This window comes from Streptomyces sp. NBC_00775, from assembly GCF_036347135.1.
In the GTDB taxonomy this organism is placed as follows: domain Bacteria; phylum Actinomycetota; class Actinomycetes; order Streptomycetales; family Streptomycetaceae; genus Streptomyces; species Streptomyces lutosisoli.
The window spans coordinates 9,869,922-9,886,359 of the sequence record NZ_CP108938.1; the positions used below are offsets into that span (position 1 = coordinate 9,869,922).

Annotated in this window: 17 protein-coding genes and 2 pseudogenes; 13 read left to right on the top strand and 6 right to left on the bottom strand. The window is 68.1% G+C overall.

Annotated elements, in window-relative coordinates; translation table 11 throughout:
- Nucleotides 1-47: 47 nt before the first annotated feature.
- Both OIC96_RS43855 and OIC96_RS43860 read right to left on the bottom strand, forming a co-directional pair.
- Nucleotides 48-1,061, bottom strand: a complete 1,014-nt coding sequence (locus OIC96_RS43855) for an NADP-dependent oxidoreductase (protein ID WP_330302469.1) — start codon at nt 1,059-1,061, stop codon at nt 48-50.
- Between the two features lie 679 nt (nt 1,062-1,740).
- Nucleotides 1,741-2,319 (bottom strand): TetR/AcrR family transcriptional regulator, encoded by a 579-nt coding sequence (locus OIC96_RS43860; RefSeq protein ID WP_330302468.1) that lies wholly within the window; start codon nt 2,317-2,319, stop codon nt 1,741-1,743.
- Nucleotides 2,320-2,588: 269 nt separating this feature from the next.
- Between OIC96_RS43860 and OIC96_RS43865 the strand changes: the two genes are divergently transcribed.
- From OIC96_RS43865 to OIC96_RS43875, 3 genes are all read left to right on the top strand, one after another.
- The gene (locus tag OIC96_RS43865; RefSeq protein WP_330302467.1) at nt 2,589-3,380 is read left to right on the top strand and encodes an SDR family NAD(P)-dependent oxidoreductase; all 792 of its coding nucleotides are present in this window, start codon (nt 2,589-2,591) and stop codon (nt 3,378-3,380) included.
- A gap of 290 nt (nt 3,381-3,670) precedes the next feature.
- Nucleotides 3,671-4,735, top strand: coding sequence for an alkene reductase (locus OIC96_RS43870; protein WP_330302466.1), 1,065 nt, complete (start codon nt 3,671-3,673; stop codon nt 4,733-4,735).
- Nucleotides 4,736-4,920: 185 nt separating this feature from the next.
- Complete coding sequence (locus OIC96_RS43875) at nt 4,921-5,349, top strand: ester cyclase (protein WP_330302465.1); 429 nt, start codon at nt 4,921-4,923, stop codon at nt 5,347-5,349.
- 26 nt (nt 5,350-5,375) lie between these two features.
- Here the strand turns inward: OIC96_RS43875 and OIC96_RS43880 are convergent, their stop codons facing one another.
- Nucleotides 5,376-5,600 carry a hypothetical protein gene (locus OIC96_RS43880; RefSeq protein ID WP_330302464.1) on the bottom strand — a complete coding sequence of 75 codons (225 nt, stop codon included), beginning with the start codon at nt 5,598-5,600 and terminating at the stop codon, nt 5,376-5,378.
- A 356-nt stretch (nt 5,601-5,956) separates the two neighbouring features.
- Between OIC96_RS43880 and OIC96_RS43885 the strand changes: the two genes are divergently transcribed.
- Nucleotides 5,957-7,522: a long-chain-fatty-acid--CoA ligase gene (locus OIC96_RS43885; RefSeq protein WP_330302463.1), complete on the top strand. Its 1,566-nt coding sequence runs from the start codon at nt 5,957-5,959 to the stop codon at nt 7,520-7,522.
- 112 nt (nt 7,523-7,634) lie between these two features.
- Here the strand turns inward: OIC96_RS43885 and OIC96_RS43890 are convergent, their stop codons facing one another.
- Complete coding sequence (locus OIC96_RS43890) at nt 7,635-8,102, bottom strand: winged helix-turn-helix transcriptional regulator (protein ID WP_330302462.1); 468 nt, start codon at nt 8,100-8,102, stop codon at nt 7,635-7,637.
- Nucleotides 8,103-8,206: 104 nt separating this feature from the next.
- Here OIC96_RS43890 and OIC96_RS43895 point away from each other — a divergent pair, with 104 nt between their 5' ends.
- On the top strand, nt 8,207-8,707 hold the full coding sequence (locus tag OIC96_RS43895; protein ID WP_330302461.1) for a PaaI family thioesterase: 501 nt from the start codon (nt 8,207-8,209) through the stop codon (nt 8,705-8,707).
- A 138-nt stretch (nt 8,708-8,845) separates the two neighbouring features.
- Here the strand turns inward: OIC96_RS43895 and OIC96_RS43900 are convergent.
- Nucleotides 8,846-9,001, bottom strand: a pseudogene (locus OIC96_RS43900) (MerR family transcriptional regulator); the annotation flags it as partial.
- Between the two features lie 161 nt (nt 9,002-9,162).
- On the opposite strand from OIC96_RS43900, the gene OIC96_RS43905 reads away from it, so the two are divergent.
- The 8 genes and pseudogenes from OIC96_RS43905 (at nt 9,163) to OIC96_RS43940 (ending at nt 15,392) form a co-directional block, all read left to right on the top strand.
- The gene (locus OIC96_RS43905) at nt 9,163-9,942 is read left to right on the top strand and encodes an NAD(P)-dependent oxidoreductase (RefSeq protein WP_330302460.1); all 780 of its coding nucleotides are present in this window, start codon (nt 9,163-9,165) and stop codon (nt 9,940-9,942) included.
- Complete coding sequence (locus tag OIC96_RS43910; RefSeq protein WP_330302459.1) at nt 9,939-10,139, top strand: hypothetical protein; 201 nt, start codon at nt 9,939-9,941, stop codon at nt 10,137-10,139. Before OIC96_RS43905 ends, OIC96_RS43910 begins: the two co-directional genes overlap by 4 nt.
- Nucleotides 10,140-10,334: 195 nt before the next feature.
- Nucleotides 10,335-11,150, top strand: a complete 816-nt coding sequence (locus tag OIC96_RS43915) for an oxidoreductase (RefSeq protein ID WP_330302458.1) — start codon at nt 10,335-10,337, stop codon at nt 11,148-11,150.
- 167 nt (nt 11,151-11,317) lie between these two features.
- Entirely contained in the window at nt 11,318-12,400 is a 1,083-nt protein-coding gene (locus OIC96_RS43920) for an SMP-30/gluconolactonase/LRE family protein (protein ID WP_330302457.1), read from the top strand.
- Nucleotides 12,401-12,453: 53 nt separating this feature from the next.
- Nucleotides 12,454-13,029, top strand: a complete 576-nt coding sequence (locus tag OIC96_RS43925) for a TetR/AcrR family transcriptional regulator (RefSeq protein ID WP_330302456.1) — start codon at nt 12,454-12,456, stop codon at nt 13,027-13,029.
- A gap of 139 nt (nt 13,030-13,168) precedes the next feature.
- The gene (locus OIC96_RS43930; RefSeq protein ID WP_330302455.1) at nt 13,169-13,759 is read left to right on the top strand and encodes a TetR/AcrR family transcriptional regulator; all 591 of its coding nucleotides are present in this window, start codon (nt 13,169-13,171) and stop codon (nt 13,757-13,759) included.
- Between the two features lie 115 nt (nt 13,760-13,874).
- Nucleotides 13,875-14,368: pseudogene (locus OIC96_RS43935) on the top strand (PaaI family thioesterase).
- Nucleotides 14,369-14,495: 127 nt separating this feature from the next.
- Nucleotides 14,496-15,392, top strand: a complete 897-nt coding sequence (locus OIC96_RS43940) for an aminoglycoside phosphotransferase family protein (protein WP_330302454.1) — start codon at nt 14,496-14,498, stop codon at nt 15,390-15,392.
- 46 nt (nt 15,393-15,438) lie between these two features.
- Here OIC96_RS43940 and OIC96_RS43945 read toward each other — a convergent pair whose 3' ends face one another.
- Complete coding sequence (locus tag OIC96_RS43945) at nt 15,439-16,398, bottom strand: GlxA family transcriptional regulator (RefSeq protein WP_330302453.1); 960 nt, start codon at nt 16,396-16,398, stop codon at nt 15,439-15,441.
- Between the last annotated feature and the right edge of the window lie 40 nt (nt 16,399-16,438).

Consider the following 16,438-nt stretch of genomic DNA (forward strand, 5'->3'; position numbering starts at 1 on the left):
CCCCTCCAGTGGCCGTGCCTGACGGAGGAGCTGGGACCGGACTGCTCTCAGTCGTTGTCGGGCGTCATCGAGACCACGACCTTGCCGGCCTTGGTGCGGCCCTGCTCGACGTGCGCCATCGCCTCGAGCGTCTGGTCGAACGGGAAGGTGCTGTCGATGACCGGGCGGAGTTTCCCGCTGTCGTAGAGGGCGCCGAGTTTGCGGAGCTGGGAGCCGTTGGCCTGCATGAAGAAGAACTGGTAGCGCACGCCCAGCGCCTTGGCCTGCTTCCGCACCTTGCGGCTGAGCACGTTCATGACCAGGCCCATGAAGGAGGGCGCGCCGAGCTGCTTGGCGAACCCGGCGTCCGGCGGGCCGACGACACTGATGGCCAGGCCGCCGGGCTTCAGTACGGTCAGCGACTTCTCGAGGTTCGCTCCGCCCACTGAGTCCAGCACGAGGTCGTAGCCGGACAGCATCTTCGAGAAGTCTTCCTTGGTGTAGTCGACGACGATGTCGGCGCCGAGGCTGCTGACCAGCTTCTCCGTGTCGGTGTTCGTGGTCGTGGCGACCGTGGCGCCGAGGTGCTTGGCGAGCTGGATGACCGTCGAGCCGAGGCCACCGGCACCGGCGTGGATGAGCACCTTCTGCCCCGGCTTCACGTGGGCCTTGTCGACGAGGATCTGCCAGGCGGCCAGGGCCACCAGCGGCACTGCGGCTGCCTCGTTGAGGGTGAGGGAGGCCGGCTTGGGTGCGACGTCGTCCATGTCGATCGCGATGAACTCCGCGAAGCTGCCGATCCGCAGGTCGCGCGGACGGGCGTAGACCTCGTCGCCGACTTCGATGCCGTGTACGGCGGAGCCGACCCGAGTCACGACACCAGCCACGTCGTGGCCGAGCACGAACGGAAGCTTGTACTTCAGGAGTTGCTTGAACTCCCCGTTGCGGACCATCTTGTCCAGCGGGTTGATACTGGCGGCGCTCACTTTGACCAGGACGTCGCGGTCCCCGACCGTGGGCTCGGGTACCTCTGCGGCGCGTGCGCCGTCCTTGCCGTACTTCTCGACGACGAAGGCCTTCATGCCGGCCGCCTTTCCATGTGGGTTTTCCGGTGGTCGATGTGATTCTTCGCGCAGGTCTCCTCGCGCGCCCGTTTCCCGCGTGCGGCCGGGTTGATGTGCGGGTCATGACGCTACCGGCTGGCTATGGAAAAGTAAACTCAGCTGAGGCTGGGTGCGCGACGTCTGGTACGGTCCGACCCGCTTCAGCGGCTTCGAACGCGTCCTCGGCTGTCCTCGCAACCTCCTCGCGGTGCGGCTCCGGATGCTGGTGGAGGAAGGGAGGCCGCCGAGACCTGCAAAGAACCGGGCTCGCGGAGCCGGCCGAAGTACGTGATCACACCCAAGGGCATGGATCTCGTCCCGGCGGTAATGGGGCTGCTGCAGTGGGGCGACCGTTACCGCGCCGGCACGGAAGGTCCGGCCGTACTGGGCGACGCCGCGGATGCTGCGCCCCGGCCCCGCATTTCGCATGAGGCCCGTCGACTGGGCTGGGCGCGGTTGCGCCAGGTGTTCGTAGTGGCTCAGTCCGCCGGGGGTGGCCGCACTGCCTGGCCTCGGGCTTGGTGGGGGGCGGACCTCGGTGCGGTCGCCGCAGCGGGACATGGAGCGCCGACGGCGGTTGCGGGCGGGGGAGCGGTCCAGGAAGCGCGGGGCGCTCGGGTCCGCTCACCCGTGCGTTGGCGCAGTCGAATGGCCCGTCTCAGGACTCCGGTTCAATGCCCTGTGACGCAGTCAGGGCCTTGTGGGTCGATTCCAAGATCTTCTCCGACAGTTCTGTGCCCGCCGTGGCCCGGGCGAGCAGGATCGCGCCGACCAGAGTGGCCACCATGGGGAGGCCGTCGTTGGCGTCGGTGGACAGCCATGCGGCGAATGCCTGGACTCCGGTTGCGTACGTTTCGCGCACCTCCCCGGCTATGGGCTCGCGAGCCATGTCGCCTGCGAAGCCCGCGGTGGGACAACCGGTGCCGGGCTGGTCACGGTGCTCGGCCGACAGGTAGAAGTCGATGAGGGCGGCGCGCGCGGTGTCGTGATCGCCGTGGTCCGTGTCGAACCCCGCCAGGAGTACGTCCAGGTCCCCGAAACCGGCTTGAGCCGCCTCGGCCACCAGCGCCTCCTTGGACGGGAACTGCTTGTAGAAGCCGCCCGTGGTCAGCCCGATGGACTTCATCAGGTCGGCGACGCTGATGCCGTTCACGCCGCGTTCCCGGAACAGCTGGGAGGCCGCGGCGACCGCGCGCCTGCGGTTCTCGAGCGCTTGTGCCTGCGAAACCCGACTCATCACTCACCTGCCCACGTTAGATAGTTACGTGCATCTATCGTACGCGAAGTGGCGGGCGGCAGGCCGCGACGCCCTCTTCCCGTACGGCGCTTTCTCGCACTGCTGCACGGCGGGGAGCCTGTGGATCCGCTTCGGTCTCCGGTCGCGGGCGGTAGTTGGTGGGATCGCGGGCCGTTGACCGGAGTTCTTTAGATAGCTATCGTAATCTAAAGCGGGCCGACGCTCTGGCCCCTCTACTCATCCGCCAGCCAAGAAATGAGATCCCTCCCATGACCACGCAGAACAAGACCGCTGTCGTCACCGGCGCGTCCGCCGGCCTGGGTGCCGCTTACGCGCAGCGGCTTGCCGACCGGGGTTACGACCTGATCCTGGTGGCCCGCAACGCTGCGCGGCTGGAGACGCTGGCGTCGGACATCCGCAGCCGCACGGGCCGTGCGGTGGACGTCGTCACCGCCGACCTCACCGATGCGGCGCAGATCTCCGTGGTCGAGGAGCGTCTGCGCACCGACGAGAGCATCGAGGTACTGATCAACAACGCCGGAGGGGGGCTGTTCACGCCGCTGGCGACCTCCGACGCCGCGGCCTCCGAGGCGCTGATCAACCTCAACGTGACCTCGCTGACCAGGCTGACCACCGCGGTCCTGCCGGGTCTGACGGCCCGCGGGCACGGCACCGTGGTGAACATCTCCTCTGCGCTGGCTCTCAACATCCTGCCCGTCAGCGCCGTCTACAGCGGCACCAAGAGCTACGTGCTGACGTTCACCCAGGCCCTGCAGCAGGAGCTCGCCGAGAGCCCCGTCGTGGTGCAGGCCGTGCTGCCGGGCGCTGTCCGCACGGAGTTCTGGGACGGCTCCGGCGCCGACCTCGGGGCGTTCCCCGATGAGTGGATCATGAGCGCGGACGACGTCGTCGCCGCGGCGCTCGCCGGCCTCGACGCCGGGGAGCCCGTCACCATTCCGTCACTGCCCCAGATCAGCGACTGGGAGTCGTTCGAGAAGGCGCGTCAGACGCTCGTCCCGAACCTGTCGCTGCGGGTCCCCGCCGATCGCTACCGCGGCTGACCGCCGCTCCGGACTCCGGTGCAGGAGTCCCTTTTCTACGGTGCGGCTGGTGCCGCACACGACCGATGCCACCTCGGGCGTGGGTGAAGACCGCCGCACTGGGCGTCCTCCCAACTGGCCGGACAGCCGGGGCCCAGCCCTCCAATGGCGGCGGTCATGAGCGCGGCAAGCTCCTCCGCACCGTCCACTGCCCCTCCGCGCGGTCTGCCCTTCCACGGTGGAAGGCCACCAGGCCCATCCGGCCCGCCACCCCGCAAGTCTCTCCCACTCTTTATTTTGAGGAAACATCCATGTCGAACGCCCTGTGGAACCCGATCGTCGTCGGGGAGATCCCCCTGCCGCACCGGCTGGCCATGGCACCCCTGACCCGGAACCGGTCCACCCCCGAAGGCGTACCGACCGAGCTGAACGCCGAGTACTACGCCCAGCGCGCCTCGCACGCCCTCATCATCACCGAGGGCACCCAGCCCAACGCCGACGGACAGGGCTACCCCGTGACCCCGGGCATCTACACCGACGAACACATCGCAGGCTGGCGCAAGGTCACCGACGCCGTGCACAAGGCCGACGGACGCATCGTCATCCAGCTCATGCACGCCGGACGCATCGCCCACCCCGACAACACCCCCCACGGGCGACAGCCTGTCGCCCCCTCCCCGGTCCAGCCGGAGGGCACCATGTTCACCGCCTCAGGGCTCCAGGAGATGCCAGTACCGCGCGAACTGTCCACCGAGGAGGTCGCCGCCACGGTCGAGGACTTCCGGCGCGCCGCCGCGGCCGCCATCGCGGCCGGCGCCGACGGCGTCGAGATCCATGGTGCCAACGGCTACCTCCTGCACCAGTTCTTCGCCACCAACACCAACCAGCGCACCGACCGCTACGGCGGCTCCGTCGAGAACCGCATCCGCTTCGCCGTCGAGGTGGCCACCGCCGTGGCCGACGAGATCGGCGCCGGCCGCACCGGCCTCCGGATCTCTCCCGGCAACCCGTTCAACGACATCGCCGAGAGCGGCACCCACGAGCTGTACCCGGCACTCGTGCGCACCCTCGCCCCGCTCGACCTCGCCTACCTCCACATCGGAAACCACGGCGGCGACGACGAACTCCTGCACACCCTCCGCAAGCTGTGGCCGACCACCCTGGTCCTCAACCGGGCCGGCACCGACATCGCCACCCGCGCGAAGGACGTCGAAGACGGCCTGGCCGACGTCGTCACCGTCGGCACCATGGCGCTCGCCAACCCCGACCTGGTCGAGCGCGTACGCGCCGGCGCGCCGCTGAACGCCCCTGACCCCGCCACCTTCTACGGCGGCGACGAGGCCGGCTACACCGATTACCCCGCCCTCCCCGAGTGATGAACCCGGTCCGCACCGCCTGACAAACCCCGGCGCTACCGGTCCTGGCTAGCCGGTATGCACAGATGGGCCCGATAACATTATGGTCATAAGTTAATGTGGGCCATCCTCCCGTCTGTTCGATCCGATTCCACGGTCCGTCACCGGGGCGGAGCCGCTCCGGTCCATCCATATGGGGGAAGCGCATGTCTTCTTCGAACGTCAAAACCCAAACGTCCACCGCCGACTTGCACCGGCTTGCGGATGAGTACGTCAGGCGCGTCAACCTGCGTGACCTCGACGCCCTGTTCGACCTGTACGCGCCGGACTTCCGCTCCCACGCCGCCGACGGAACCACCACCGGCGTCGAGGAGACCCGCGCGGTGCTGGCGTCGTTCCTCGACGCGGTCCCCGACTTCGCTGCCACGCCGGTCCGTGTCGTCGCCGAGGACGATTGGTTCGCGATCAGCTTCATCCTCACCGGCACGAACACCGGGTCCTTCAACGGCACTCCCGCCACCGGCGGATCGATCAAGGTGCTGGAGCTCCGCATGTTCAAGGTAGCCGACGGGAAGCTCGCCGAGCACTGGGGCCTCATCGACCTGGCGACGCTGTTCGCCCAGTTGCAGTCCTGAGAGGATTACGTGAGTTGATGTCTGTTTCACCCTTTCGCAAGGGGCAGGCGGGCCGGCCGCAGCGTCGCCGGGCGGGCATGGTCGCGGCTGGGTGAAGAAGCCCTGCTCGTCTCGAGCGGGATTCCGCGCTCGGTCAGCCGCTCGAGTTCCAGGCGGGTGTTGTTGATGTCGCTGGGCGCGATCCATGTCCATCGCCTCGCACACCTACCGCGCCGCAGCGGCCGCGCGTCGGCCGCGGCGACCAGCGCCATGATCCGCTGGTAGGCCGGTTGGTCCGGCAGTTTCGGGGCCGGCGGCGCGAGCGGCTGCGGATCGGCAGCTCCACTCGCACGAGCCCGTCGTGCTCCCGCGACTGGCTCGTGCGAGTGGAGGCCGCCGGGCTCAGCTCGCTGGGCGAAAAGGGCCCCGCAGGTGAGTTCCAGCAGGTCCTGCCCGACGAGTGGCCGCTGATCCTCGGCAACGACCTCGCGTGGACCGTCATCGGCGTAGGGACGGAAGCTCGCGGCTCGAGTTCGCCGCGCTGCTGGGCCGGGAAGCCGACGGCTTCGTGTCCGCCTCGGGACTTCGTCCAGACGCGACTGCCACCTCGACAACCAGGAGAACGACGATGCACAGACCGACCCGCAACGTGTCACGCGTACTGACGGATTCCGCGTCTCGGTACCCGGAGCGCGCCGCAATCGTCTTCGGTGACGAACTCATCACGTACAGAGCTCTCGACGCCGCGGCCAACCGGGTCGCGAACCTGCTCGTCTCGCGCGGCATCCAGCCGGGTGACAAGGTCGCACTGTCCTGCCCCAACCTGCCCCACTTCAGCAGCGTCTACTTCGGCATCCTCAAGGCCGGGGCGGCGGTCGTGCCGCTGAACGTGCTGTTGAAGGCTCGCGAGGTCGCCTACCACCTCACCGATTCCGACGCGAAGGCGTACTTCGCGTTCGAGGGCACGACGGAGCTGCCGATCGGACAGGCGGCATGGGAGGGATTCCAGGCGGCCGAAGGCTGTGGCGAGTTCTTCCTGATCGAGGGCGGTGGCGCGCCGTGGGCCGGGGACGGGACGCCGGACTCGTACACCACGGTCGTCGCCGAGCAGCCGGTGACGTTCCAGACGGTCGAGCGCGACGAGGACGACACGGCGGTGGTCCTCTATACCTCCGGCACGACCGGCCGGCCCAAGGGTGCCGAGCTGCGTCACCGCAACGTGTACGACAACGCGCTTGCCGGCATCGACCTGTTCGCCGCGGATCCCGAGCGCCCCGACACGTACCTGTGCGCGTTGCCGCTGTTCCATGCCTTTGGTCAGACCGTGATCCAGAACGGCGCTCTCGCCTTCGGCGGCACGATCGTGATGCAGCCGAGGTTCGAGGCGCGCTCAGCCCTGCGTCTCATGCTCGACCATGACGTGACGTTTTTCGCCGGCGTCCCGACGATGTACTGGGGTCTTCTCGCCGCACTGGACGACACGGTCGACGTCGCCCGCCTGGCCGCGAATCTTCGCGTTGCGGCGGCCGGTGGCTCAGCGCTGCCCGGCGAGACCCATAAGCAGTTCAAGGACCGCTTCGGCGTCACGATCCTCGAGGGATACGGACTGTCCGAGACCTCTCCGATCGCCTCCTTCTCCCGCTTCGGGGAGGAGCCCCGCGTCGGCTCGATCGGCGTGCCGATCCCGGGCGTGGAGATGAAGCTCATCCGGGACGACTGGGCCGACATCGAGGACGGTACTGACGAGATCGGGGAGATCGCGATCAAGGGCCACAACGTCATGAAGGGCTACTACAAACGGCCCGAGGCGACGGCCGAGGCGATCAGGGAGGGCTGGTTCCGCTCCGGCGACCTTGCGCACAGGGACGAGGACGGCTTCTACTACATCGTCGACCGGTCCAAAGACATGATCATCCGCGGCGGCTTCAACGTCTACCCGCGCGAGGTCGAGGAAGTGCTCATGGAGCACCCCGCCATCTCACTGGTGGCCGTCATCGGCGTACCGCACGAATCCCACGGCCAGGAGGTCAAGGCCGTCGTGGTGAAGAAGGCCGGGAGTGGCACGACCGAGGAGGAGCTCGCCGCCTGGGCGAAGGAGCGGCTCGCAGCGTACAAGTACCCGCGCGTCGTCCAATTCGTCGACGCACTGCCCTTGACATCCACCGGCAAGATCATGAAGCGGGAACTCGCCTGAGCAGGTCGGCCGCTGCGCGGCTGGGCGACCGAACGCTTCGGCCGCAACCCGGATCACGTTCGGTCCTGCGCGGTCTGACCGCTGTCCGGCCCGCGACCGCGAGGTGGATGGCTCAGGACCGGAGGCGGGCGCCCTTCCCCAGCCGGGCGGTGACTTCACGGGGGGTGAGGGGGGAGTGGTCCGCGGAGCATTCGACGACGACGCGGACCGGAGCGTCGCAGTCGGTGTGACGGACGTCCAGGACAGGCCCCTCCGGACCGAGGGCGTATGCCTCGCCCCACTGGGTCAGTGCCATCAGGACGGGCCACAAGTCCCAGCCCTTGCGGGTCAGGCGGTATTCGTTGCGGGGGCGGCTGCCGGGCTCCCGGTAGGGGGCGGTCTTCAGGATGCCGGCCGAGGTCAGCTTGCGGAGGCGGTCGCTGAGCACGGCTTCCGAGAGGCCGATGTGGCGGTGGAAGTCGTCGAAGCGGCGGACGCCATTGACGGCGTCACGCAGGATCAGCAGCGTCCATTTCTCCCCGATCGCATCGAGCGTGCGCTGGACGGGGCAGTTCTCGGTGCTCGCCTCAAGCCACTCCATCCCGCCCTCGTAAGGGGCCTGGCTTCTCCATTGACAGTCAGGTGAAGAAAAGCCTAGCTTCGCTGGGAAAAGTCAGCTGACATCAGAGGGAAGGGCGCTGGACCGTGGGGCGAACGCGTACGTATCAATGGGACGATCCCGCGATCTCGGCGGAGGCCGCCGGGCGCATGGCCGGCATCGACTTCCTGCGCGAGGTGCAGGCGGGTCGGCTTCCGAGGGCGCCGATCAGCAGCACCGTCGACTTCACTCTGGACGAGATGGAGCCCGGCAGGGCGGTCTTCTCGCTGACACCGGGGGAGGAGCACTGCAACCCCATCGGCAGCATGCACGGCGGCGTTTTCGCCACGCTGCTCGACTCGGCGGCGGGCTGCGCCGTCCAGTCGCTTCTCCCGCAGGGGATGGCGTACACCTCGCTCGACCTGACGGTGAAGTTCCTGCGGCGGGTCACCGTGGACACCGGCCCGGTGCGCGCCATCGGAACGGTCGTCAACAAGGGCCGCCAAACCGCCCTCGCGCAGGCCCAGTTGGTCGACGCGAAGGACCGTCTCCTCGCCCACGCCACCAGCAGCTGCATGCTCTTCCCGGTACCCGCCCCTCGGGTGTGACCCTGCAGGCAGGCCCCTCGATCCGCTCGGCGGCGGCCCGCTGTCCTGTTCTGGATGTGCAGGGCGGAGGGGGGCTGCATTCCTCTTACGCCGCGCGTGGTGCTGAAGCAGGGTTCACCTGGTGGCGCACGTTGACGGTGCGCTTTCCTCGGCCGAGAGCCCGGCCTCCAGCAGCTTGCGGATCTGAGTGACCGTCGCCACCGACTCTTCCCCGTAGTCCCGGTATCCGTTGGCAGCTCGTGCCGGAGCCAACAGCCCTTGGGCTTCGTAGTAGCGCAATTGATGCACCGTCACTGACCTTCATGCCGGAGTCAACGTTGAGGGTATCGGCATGACCAGTCCAGAACACGATCACGCAGGATCCGACCAGGCTGGATCGGTGACCCTCCTCGGTCTGGGGCTGATGGGGGTACGCCCTGGCCGACACGCTCCTGGCTGCGGGGCACCCGACGACGGTGTGGAACCGCTCCACTGGCAAGGGCGCCGACCTGATCGGCCGCGGTGCACGCCGGGCAGCCTCGGCAGGCGAAGCGATTGCAGCCAGCTCCCTCGTCATCGTCTGCATCACCGACAACAACGCCGTCCGTGAGCTTGTTCAACCACTCGCCGCCGAGCTACGGGGCCGCACGCTCATCAACCTGACATCCGGGTCCTCCAGCGAGGCCGGCGACATCTCCGGGTGGGCTGCCCAGCATGAGATCGCCTATGTCCACGGGGCCGTCTTGGCTGCTCCCGGCGGCATCGGCACCGACGAGGCCGCCATCCTCTACTCCGGCGACAGGGATGCCTTCGACAAACACAACTCCGTGCTGCGAAAGCTGGGCGCCCCGACGTTCCTCGGCAATGATCCAGGTCTCGCCGCGCCCCACGACGTTGCCGTGCTGGGCATGATGTGGACCATCCTGAACGCCTTCCTCCATGCCGCCGCACTCCTCCAGTCGGCTGGTGTCTCCGCGACCGCACTCGCTCCCGTCCTGGAAGGCGGCATCGCCACCACCACCGGATGGCTCGCCGGCTACGCCGAGCAGATCGACGCGGGAGCCTTCCCGGGAGACGACGCCACGATTGCCACCCACCTGGCCGCCATGACTCAACTCGTCGACGAGAACAGCGCCCGGGGAGTCGGCACCGATCTGCCACGTCAGATCAAGGCGGTCGCCGACCGTGCTGTCGCCGAAGGGCTCGGCCGGTCGAGCTATGCCGCGATGATCAGCCAGTTCCGGAGCCCGGAATGAGCCAGGACCGCGATCTTCGGGAGCTTCTGGCTGCCGGCTCGCTCGGCGTACTCGCCACACCGTCGAAGGCGTCGTCACGCTGGACGGACCCGGCGCCGCGCCTGACGATCCACGATTACAGCCAGGTGATGATCGCCGACCGGCCAGTTCTCGTCGAGCTCCATGTCAGCCAGATCTACGGCGACAAGATCGCATGAACCCTGGCGTGAGCAGGTAACCCTGTCCGTCGGCGCTGGGCGTACTGGCGAACCGAACCCCACATTTCCCGGACCCTTTCCGGATCAACGGGCGTGACCACTTGCCATTGGCTTACGACCGACATATGGTCGTACGAACGTAAGGCAAACGGCCGTAAGGTATACGGGCGTACGCCAATATCAAGGGAGCTCGTGATGGCGACAAATCGACCGGTGGTGCTCGTGACAGGTGCCTCATCGGGGGTCGGCAAGGAGACGGCCCGCGCCTTCGCCGCGGCGGGCTTCGAGGTGATCGGAACCGCTCGCAACACCGCGCGGGTCACCGCCCCCGCCGGGGTGACCTACCTCGACCTCGACGTGACCAGCGACGAATCGGTCGCTTCGGTGGTCAAGAAGGTGATCGACCGGTTCGGGCGTATCGACGTCCTGGTCAACAATGCCGGCGTCGGCGCCAACGGCGCCGCCGAGGAGTTCTCCGTCGCCCGGACGCAGGAGGTCTTCGACGTCAACGTCTACGGCATCATGCGGATGACCAAGGCGGTTCTGCCGCACATGCGCGCGCAACGGCGCGGACGCGTCATCAACGTCTCCTCCCTCAGTGGGTTCGTCCCCAGCCCGTTCATGGCCATCTACACCTCCACCAAGCACGCGGTCGAGGGCTACTCCGGGTCGCTGGACCACGAGGTCCGCGAGCACGGCGTCCGGGTCCTGCTCGTCGAGCCCGGCCCGATCAACACCCCGTTCGGGGACCATAGCGTGCAGGGCGACACCCCCTTGCCGCTCTATGCGGCGGGGCGGCGCACCTTCGACGAGGTGCTGGCGAAGAACACCAGCGGCGGCGACGATCCCGCCACCGTGGCCAAGGTGATCGTCGCGGCGGCCACCGACAAGAGCCCGAAACTGCGGCGCACCGCCGGCTCGACGGCCGCGGGCATCAGCGTGTTCCACCGCGTCCTTCCGGCCCGGATCTTTGACCGCATCGTCCGCCGGTTCAACCGGATGCCGAACTGACACCCACCTGTCGCGTGCCCGACCCGCCCGAAAACGACGGCGCGTCTTCGACGAGGTGGCAGCGGATGCGGTGGTCGAACAGGGTCGCCACCGCCCGACCTCCCCGATGTACCCAGCGTGTCGCGAAGTCCATTGATCGGCCACTTGTCGATTTGCCCAGGAGAGTCATGCAGCAGCAACACCAGCACACCGCCCGGCGCAGCGCATCGAGCGCACAGCGTTTCCTGAAGAAGAAGGTCGGCATAGCGCTGGCGGTCACCGCCGCGGCGGCCGTCCTGGCCTCGGCGCCGTCCGCGTCCGCTTGGACGGGAGGCTCGTACGGCGGGTCCGTGGTCACCGACGTACGGACGGCGGCGACGTTCGACTTCGCGGCCGGCGGGATCCCCGAGAACATCACCGTCAACCCCGACGGCTCGGTGACTCTGTCGATGCTCGGCAGCTGCGCGGTGTGCCAGCGCACCCACGGTCCGGAGCTGATGCGTATCTCCGCCTCCGGAGAGCGCACGGTGCTGGTCACCGGGCAGGTGGGTGAGGCGATCAGCGGCAACGCCCGTGGCAGCGACGGCACCGTCTACTACGCGTTGTGGGCCCCGGGCAACGCGGACCGCAACGGCGTCTACAAGCTGCTTGCGGACGGTAGCCCGCAGCGCGTCGCCGCTCTGCCCGCCGACTCGGGCCCCAACGGGCTGGCCGTTGACCCGGCCACAGGCACCCTCTACATCGCGGACAGCCTCAAGGGCGTCATCTGGTCCGTTCCGGTGTCCGGCGGATCGGCGACGCCGTGGCTGACCGACACCGCTCTCGCCGCCGTGCCCACCGAAGCCCTGCCGATCGGCGCCAACGGCCTCAGGTTCCACAACGGCGCCCTGTGGATCAGCAACTTCAACAAGGGAACGCTGCTGCGCGTACCGATCACCCCCGCCGGCGCTCCCGGCCCCATCCGCCAGGTCGCGGGCGGCCTGCCCAACATCGACGACCTCAGCTTCCTGACCCCCTGGTCCGATGTGGTGTTCGCCGCGCAGAACGGCTCGTCCTCGAACAACGGCCCGGACAGGGTCGTGGTGATCTACCCCAACGGCACCTACAAGCCCGTCCTGACCAGCGCGGACGGCCTCGCCTCACCCTCAGCGACCGCGGTTCGCGGAGATCGCCTGTACGTCACCGACGGCGGGGTCCCCGAGCCCCACGACCCGAAGCTGCAGACCGCCAGGATCAACTTCCCCGCGCTCCTTGCAGGCGCGGCCCACTGACCCGACCAGGACGGCAGCCGGGGCACACGCCCCGGCTGCGACGGAGGAACAGAGTGCGGTACCCGAAAGAACACAAACACCAGACACGGCAGCGGATCGTCACGACGGCCGGCCGCCGGCTCAAGCGCAACGGCATCGACGGCTCGGGAGTCGCGACCCTCATGAAGGACGCGGGCCTGACGGGCGGCACCTTCTACGCCTACTTCACTTCCAAGGACGACCTCGTCGCCACCGCCGTCGCCGACCAGATGCGCGCACAGCACGAGAACATCGTCGCGCAGGCGGCACCCGGTCGCGCCGGACTCGAGCAGATGATCCGCTGGTACTTCTCCACCGAGCAGCGCGACAGCATCGAGGACGGCTGCCCCAACGCCGCCCTCCTCGACGAGATCGCACGCTCCACGGACGCAACCCGGCAGGCCTACACCGACGGCGCGCTGACCCTCATCGACGGCTTCGCCGCCCGCCTGGCACCCCACGACCCGCCCTTGGCACGCCTGAAGTCACTCAGCCTCCTCGGCATGATGGCAGGCACCCTGCAACTCTCCCGCGCCCTGACCGACCGGCAACTCGCCGACCAACTCCTCGAACAGGGCATCCGCAACGCCCTCGCACTGATAGACGCCTGACAGCGCAACCACTGAAGAAGCCCACACGCTCGCTCGCCCGTCGCCTCTGCCGACTCTTTGGATTACGTTTGCAATACCATAGAATGGTTGAGTCGGTGAAGGGCAACCGGTCCTTCCGGCCGGCGAAGGAGCGTGTGGCGTGGTGCGGTACGGAAAAGAGCACAAGTCGGAGACCAGGCGGCGGATCATCGAGACAGCGGGCCGCCGGTTCAAGCAAGACGGTATCGACGGCTCCGGGGTCTCGACGCTCATGAAGGACGCGGGGCTGACCAATGGGGCCTTCTATGCTCACTTCGCATCCAAGGATGATCTCGTCACCACGGCCATCGCCGACCAGTTGAAAGTGCAGGCCGAGAGCGTCGTCGCGCTGGCCGAGCCCGGCCGTGCCGGACTCGAGCAGATAGTGCGGGGGTACCTTTCCCCCCAGCACCGCGAGAGGCTCGGCGACGGCTGCCCCAACGCCGCTCTGCTCGACGAGATCGGGCGCTGCACCGAGACGACCAGGCAGGCGTACACCGACGGTGTGCTGATCCTTGTCGAGGGCATTGCCGCCCGCATGGCGCCCGAGGCCCCGTCCTCCGCACGCGTGAAGGCGCTCAGTCTCCTCGGCATGATGGCCGGGACATTGCAGCTGTCCCGCGCCTTGACCGACAGTCGACTCGCCGACGAGCTCCTCGATCAGGGGGTGGACAACGCCCTCACCGTACTGGACGCCTGGCAGCGTGTCTGACGCACTTCCGCGCGCGGACCGGCAGTGCCGCCCGGGGCAGAGCTCTGACTTCAGCATTGGTAGTCAGGTATGCCATGGCTAGGTTCATTTCTCGAACCCAGGTGGGGGGCGGGGCGTGGGACGGACGCGTACGTATGAGTGGCAGGATCCCGCGATTGTGGGAGCAATCGCAGGACGCGTCTCGGGCGTGGAGGTGCTGCGCGACCTGCTGGAGGGGCACCTGCCCCACCGCCTCTCATAGCCGCTCTGGACTTCGCCCTCGAGGAGGTGGAGGAGGGCCGTGTGGTCTTCTCGCTGATGCCGGGCGAGGAGCACTACAACTCCCTCGGCAGTGTGCACGGAGGGATGTACGCCCCCCTGCTCGACTCGGCGGCAGGCGGGGCGGTCCAGTCGACCCTCCCGCAGGGCACGGGATACACCTCGCTTGATCTGACCGTGAAGTTCCTCCGGCGGATCACCGTGGACACCGGCAAGGTCCGGGCCATCGGTACGGTCGTCGACGGAGGGCGCCAAACCGCTCTCGCCCAGGCCTATTTGGTCGACGAGGCGGATCGCCTGCTGGCCCACGCCACCAGCAGCTGCATGCTCTTTCCACTCCCCGCGCCCTGATCCGCTACGGGCGAGGTCCCGGTCGGGAGCGCTCCCGGTGGAACCGACGCGTGCAGGACTACCAGCAGGCGACGTTGCGCGACGGAAATGGGTTGCAGCTGAAGATCGTGACGCGAATGCTTCCCCCATGAAGATGCACGCCAATCAGCTGACCGTGTCACCTGAGACCGTGCGCATGTTGGTGGAGCAGCAGTTTCCTGAGTGGCGGAGCCTGCCGGTCAGGAGCATCGCGGCGCAGGGCACGGTCAACGCCGTCTTCCGCATTGGCGACCGGTTGGCAGCCCGATTCCCTCTTGAGTCCGCAGACGTCGAGTCGACGCGGCGCTGGCTGGAGTCCGAAGCGGAAGCGGCTCGGGAGCTGGCAGGTCGCACGCGTTTCCCGACACCTGAGCCGGTGGCACTCGGTGAACCCGGGGCGGGTTATCCGCTTCCGTGGTCGGTGCAGACGTGGCTGTCCGGCGTCGTGGCCGCCGACGAGGACCCTGGCGGATCGGCTGCGTTTGCCCGTGACTTGGCCGATCTCATCGGCGAACTGCGCGCGATCGACACGCGTGGCCGCACGTTCGCCGGCACGGGCCGAGGAGGTGACCTGCGGTCGCACGACGCGTGGATGGAGACCTGTTTCCGACATAGTGAGCACCTCCTGGATGTCCCTCGGCTGCGCCGTAGCTGGGCGACTTTGCGTGAGCTGCCGCGAGGTGCAGCTGGGGACGCCATGGCCCATTGCGATCTGATTCCTGGCAACGTGCTCGTGTCCGCCGGCCGGCTTGCGGGGATTCTCGACGTCGGCGGCTTCGGGCCGGCTGACCCTTCCCTGGATCTTGTGAGTGCGTGGCACCTGCTCGAGGCCGGGCCGCGCCAGGAGCTCCGTGAGCACCTGGGGAGCGACCACCTCGAATGGGAGCGAGGCAAGGCGTGGGCTTTCGTCCAAGCGATGGGGTTGGTCTGGTACTACGTCAAAAGCAACACAGCCATGAGCCGGACGGGTCAACGATCGTTGGAACGCATCCTGGCGGACAAGTGATAGGCCTCATCGCTGCGTTGGCGGAGCGGGAGCTGCGTGGTGGTGCTCAGTGCGCGGGGGACAGGGTGCCGCGGAAGGTGCGCCGGTAGGCGAGCGGTGAGATGCCGATGGCGGCATGCAGGTGTTCTCGCAGTGATGTGCCGCCGGCGAAGCCGACTTGGCCGGCGATCTCGTCCACCGGCTGATCGGTGGTCTCCAGGAGGTGCCGTGCCCGGTCGACGCGCTGCTGGATCAGCCAGCGTCCCGGGCTCATGCCCACCTCTTCGGTGAAGCGGCGGGCGAAGGTGCGCAGGCTCATGTGGGAGTGCTCGGCGAGATCCGTCAGCGTCATGGGCTCGCGGAGGTTCTCCAGCGCCCACTGGCGGGCCGTGGCCGTTCCGCTGCCCGTGGCGTCGGGCACCGGGTGCTGGATGTACTGCGCCTGTCCTCCGTCCCGCCACGGAGGGACGACGCACATGCGGGCCACCTGGTTGGCGACTTCACTGCCGTGGTCCTTGCGGATGATGTGCAGGCAGACGTCCAGCCCGGAAGCCGCACCGGCCGAGGTCAGCACGTCTCCGTCGTCGATGAACAGGACGTCCGGATCGAGGGCGACCTGTGGGAAGCATGCGCGGAAGAGGTCGGCGACCATCCAGTGCGTGGTGGCCGGACGACCGTCGAGGAGACCGGCCGCGGCGAGAACGGAGGCGCCGGTGCAGATGGACACGAGGCGCGTGCCGGCGGTGACGGAGCCGAGCGCCTCCACCACGGCTTGCGGTACTTCCGTCGTGACGGCGGTGGGGGTGAAGGGCGGGATGACGACGGTGTCGGCGGTGCGCAGGGCCTCCGGGCCGTGCTCGACGGTGATCGAGAAGTCGGAGTTGGTGCGGACGGGACGGCCGTCGACGCTGCAGGTGAGGACCTCGTAACGACCGTCCGCCGCCTCGAAGACCCGGCTGGGAATGCCCAGTTCGAAGGGGTAAACGCCGTCCACGGTCAGCACGACGACTCGATGAGGGGAGGCCATGGCGTGATCCCGTTGAAAGTCGGCATTCATGCCATGGTGC

Bases quoted from the DNA above. Each gene is read 5' to 3' on its own strand.
- OIC96_RS43940 (WP_330302454.1), top strand. From the start codon at position 14,496: ATGAAGATGCACGCCAATCAGCTGACCGTGTCACCTGAGACCGTGCGC.
- OIC96_RS43915 (WP_330302458.1), top strand. From the start codon at position 10,335: ATGGCGACAAATCGACCGGTGGTGCTCGTGACAGGTGCCTCATCGGGG.
- OIC96_RS43855 (WP_330302469.1), bottom strand. From the start codon at position 1,061: ATGAAGGCCTTCGTCGTCGAGAAGTACGGCAAGGACGGCGCACGCGCC.
- OIC96_RS43880 (WP_330302464.1), bottom strand. From the start codon at position 5,600: ATGGCGCTGGTCGCCGCGGCCGACGCGCGGCCGCTGCGGCGCGGTAGG.
- OIC96_RS43870 (WP_330302466.1), top strand. From the start codon at position 3,671: ATGTCGAACGCCCTGTGGAACCCGATCGTCGTCGGGGAGATCCCCCTG.
- OIC96_RS43890 (WP_330302462.1), bottom strand. From the start codon at position 8,102: ATGGAGTGGCTTGAGGCGAGCACCGAGAACTGCCCCGTCCAGCGCACG.
- OIC96_RS43885 (WP_330302463.1), top strand. From the start codon at position 5,957: ATGCACAGACCGACCCGCAACGTGTCACGCGTACTGACGGATTCCGCG.
- OIC96_RS43860 (WP_330302468.1), bottom strand. From the start codon at position 2,319: ATGAGTCGGGTTTCGCAGGCACAAGCGCTCGAGAACCGCAGGCGCGCG.
- OIC96_RS43945 (WP_330302453.1), bottom strand. From the start codon at position 16,398: ATGGCCTCCCCTCATCGAGTCGTCGTGCTGACCGTGGACGGCGTTTAC.
- OIC96_RS43875 (WP_330302465.1), top strand. From the start codon at position 4,921: ATGTCTTCTTCGAACGTCAAAACCCAAACGTCCACCGCCGACTTGCAC.
- OIC96_RS43865 (WP_330302467.1), top strand. From the start codon at position 2,589: ATGACCACGCAGAACAAGACCGCTGTCGTCACCGGCGCGTCCGCCGGC.
- OIC96_RS43910 (WP_330302459.1), top strand. From the start codon at position 9,939: ATGAGCCAGGACCGCGATCTTCGGGAGCTTCTGGCTGCCGGCTCGCTC.
- OIC96_RS43920 (WP_330302457.1), top strand. From the start codon at position 11,318: ATGCAGCAGCAACACCAGCACACCGCCCGGCGCAGCGCATCGAGCGCA.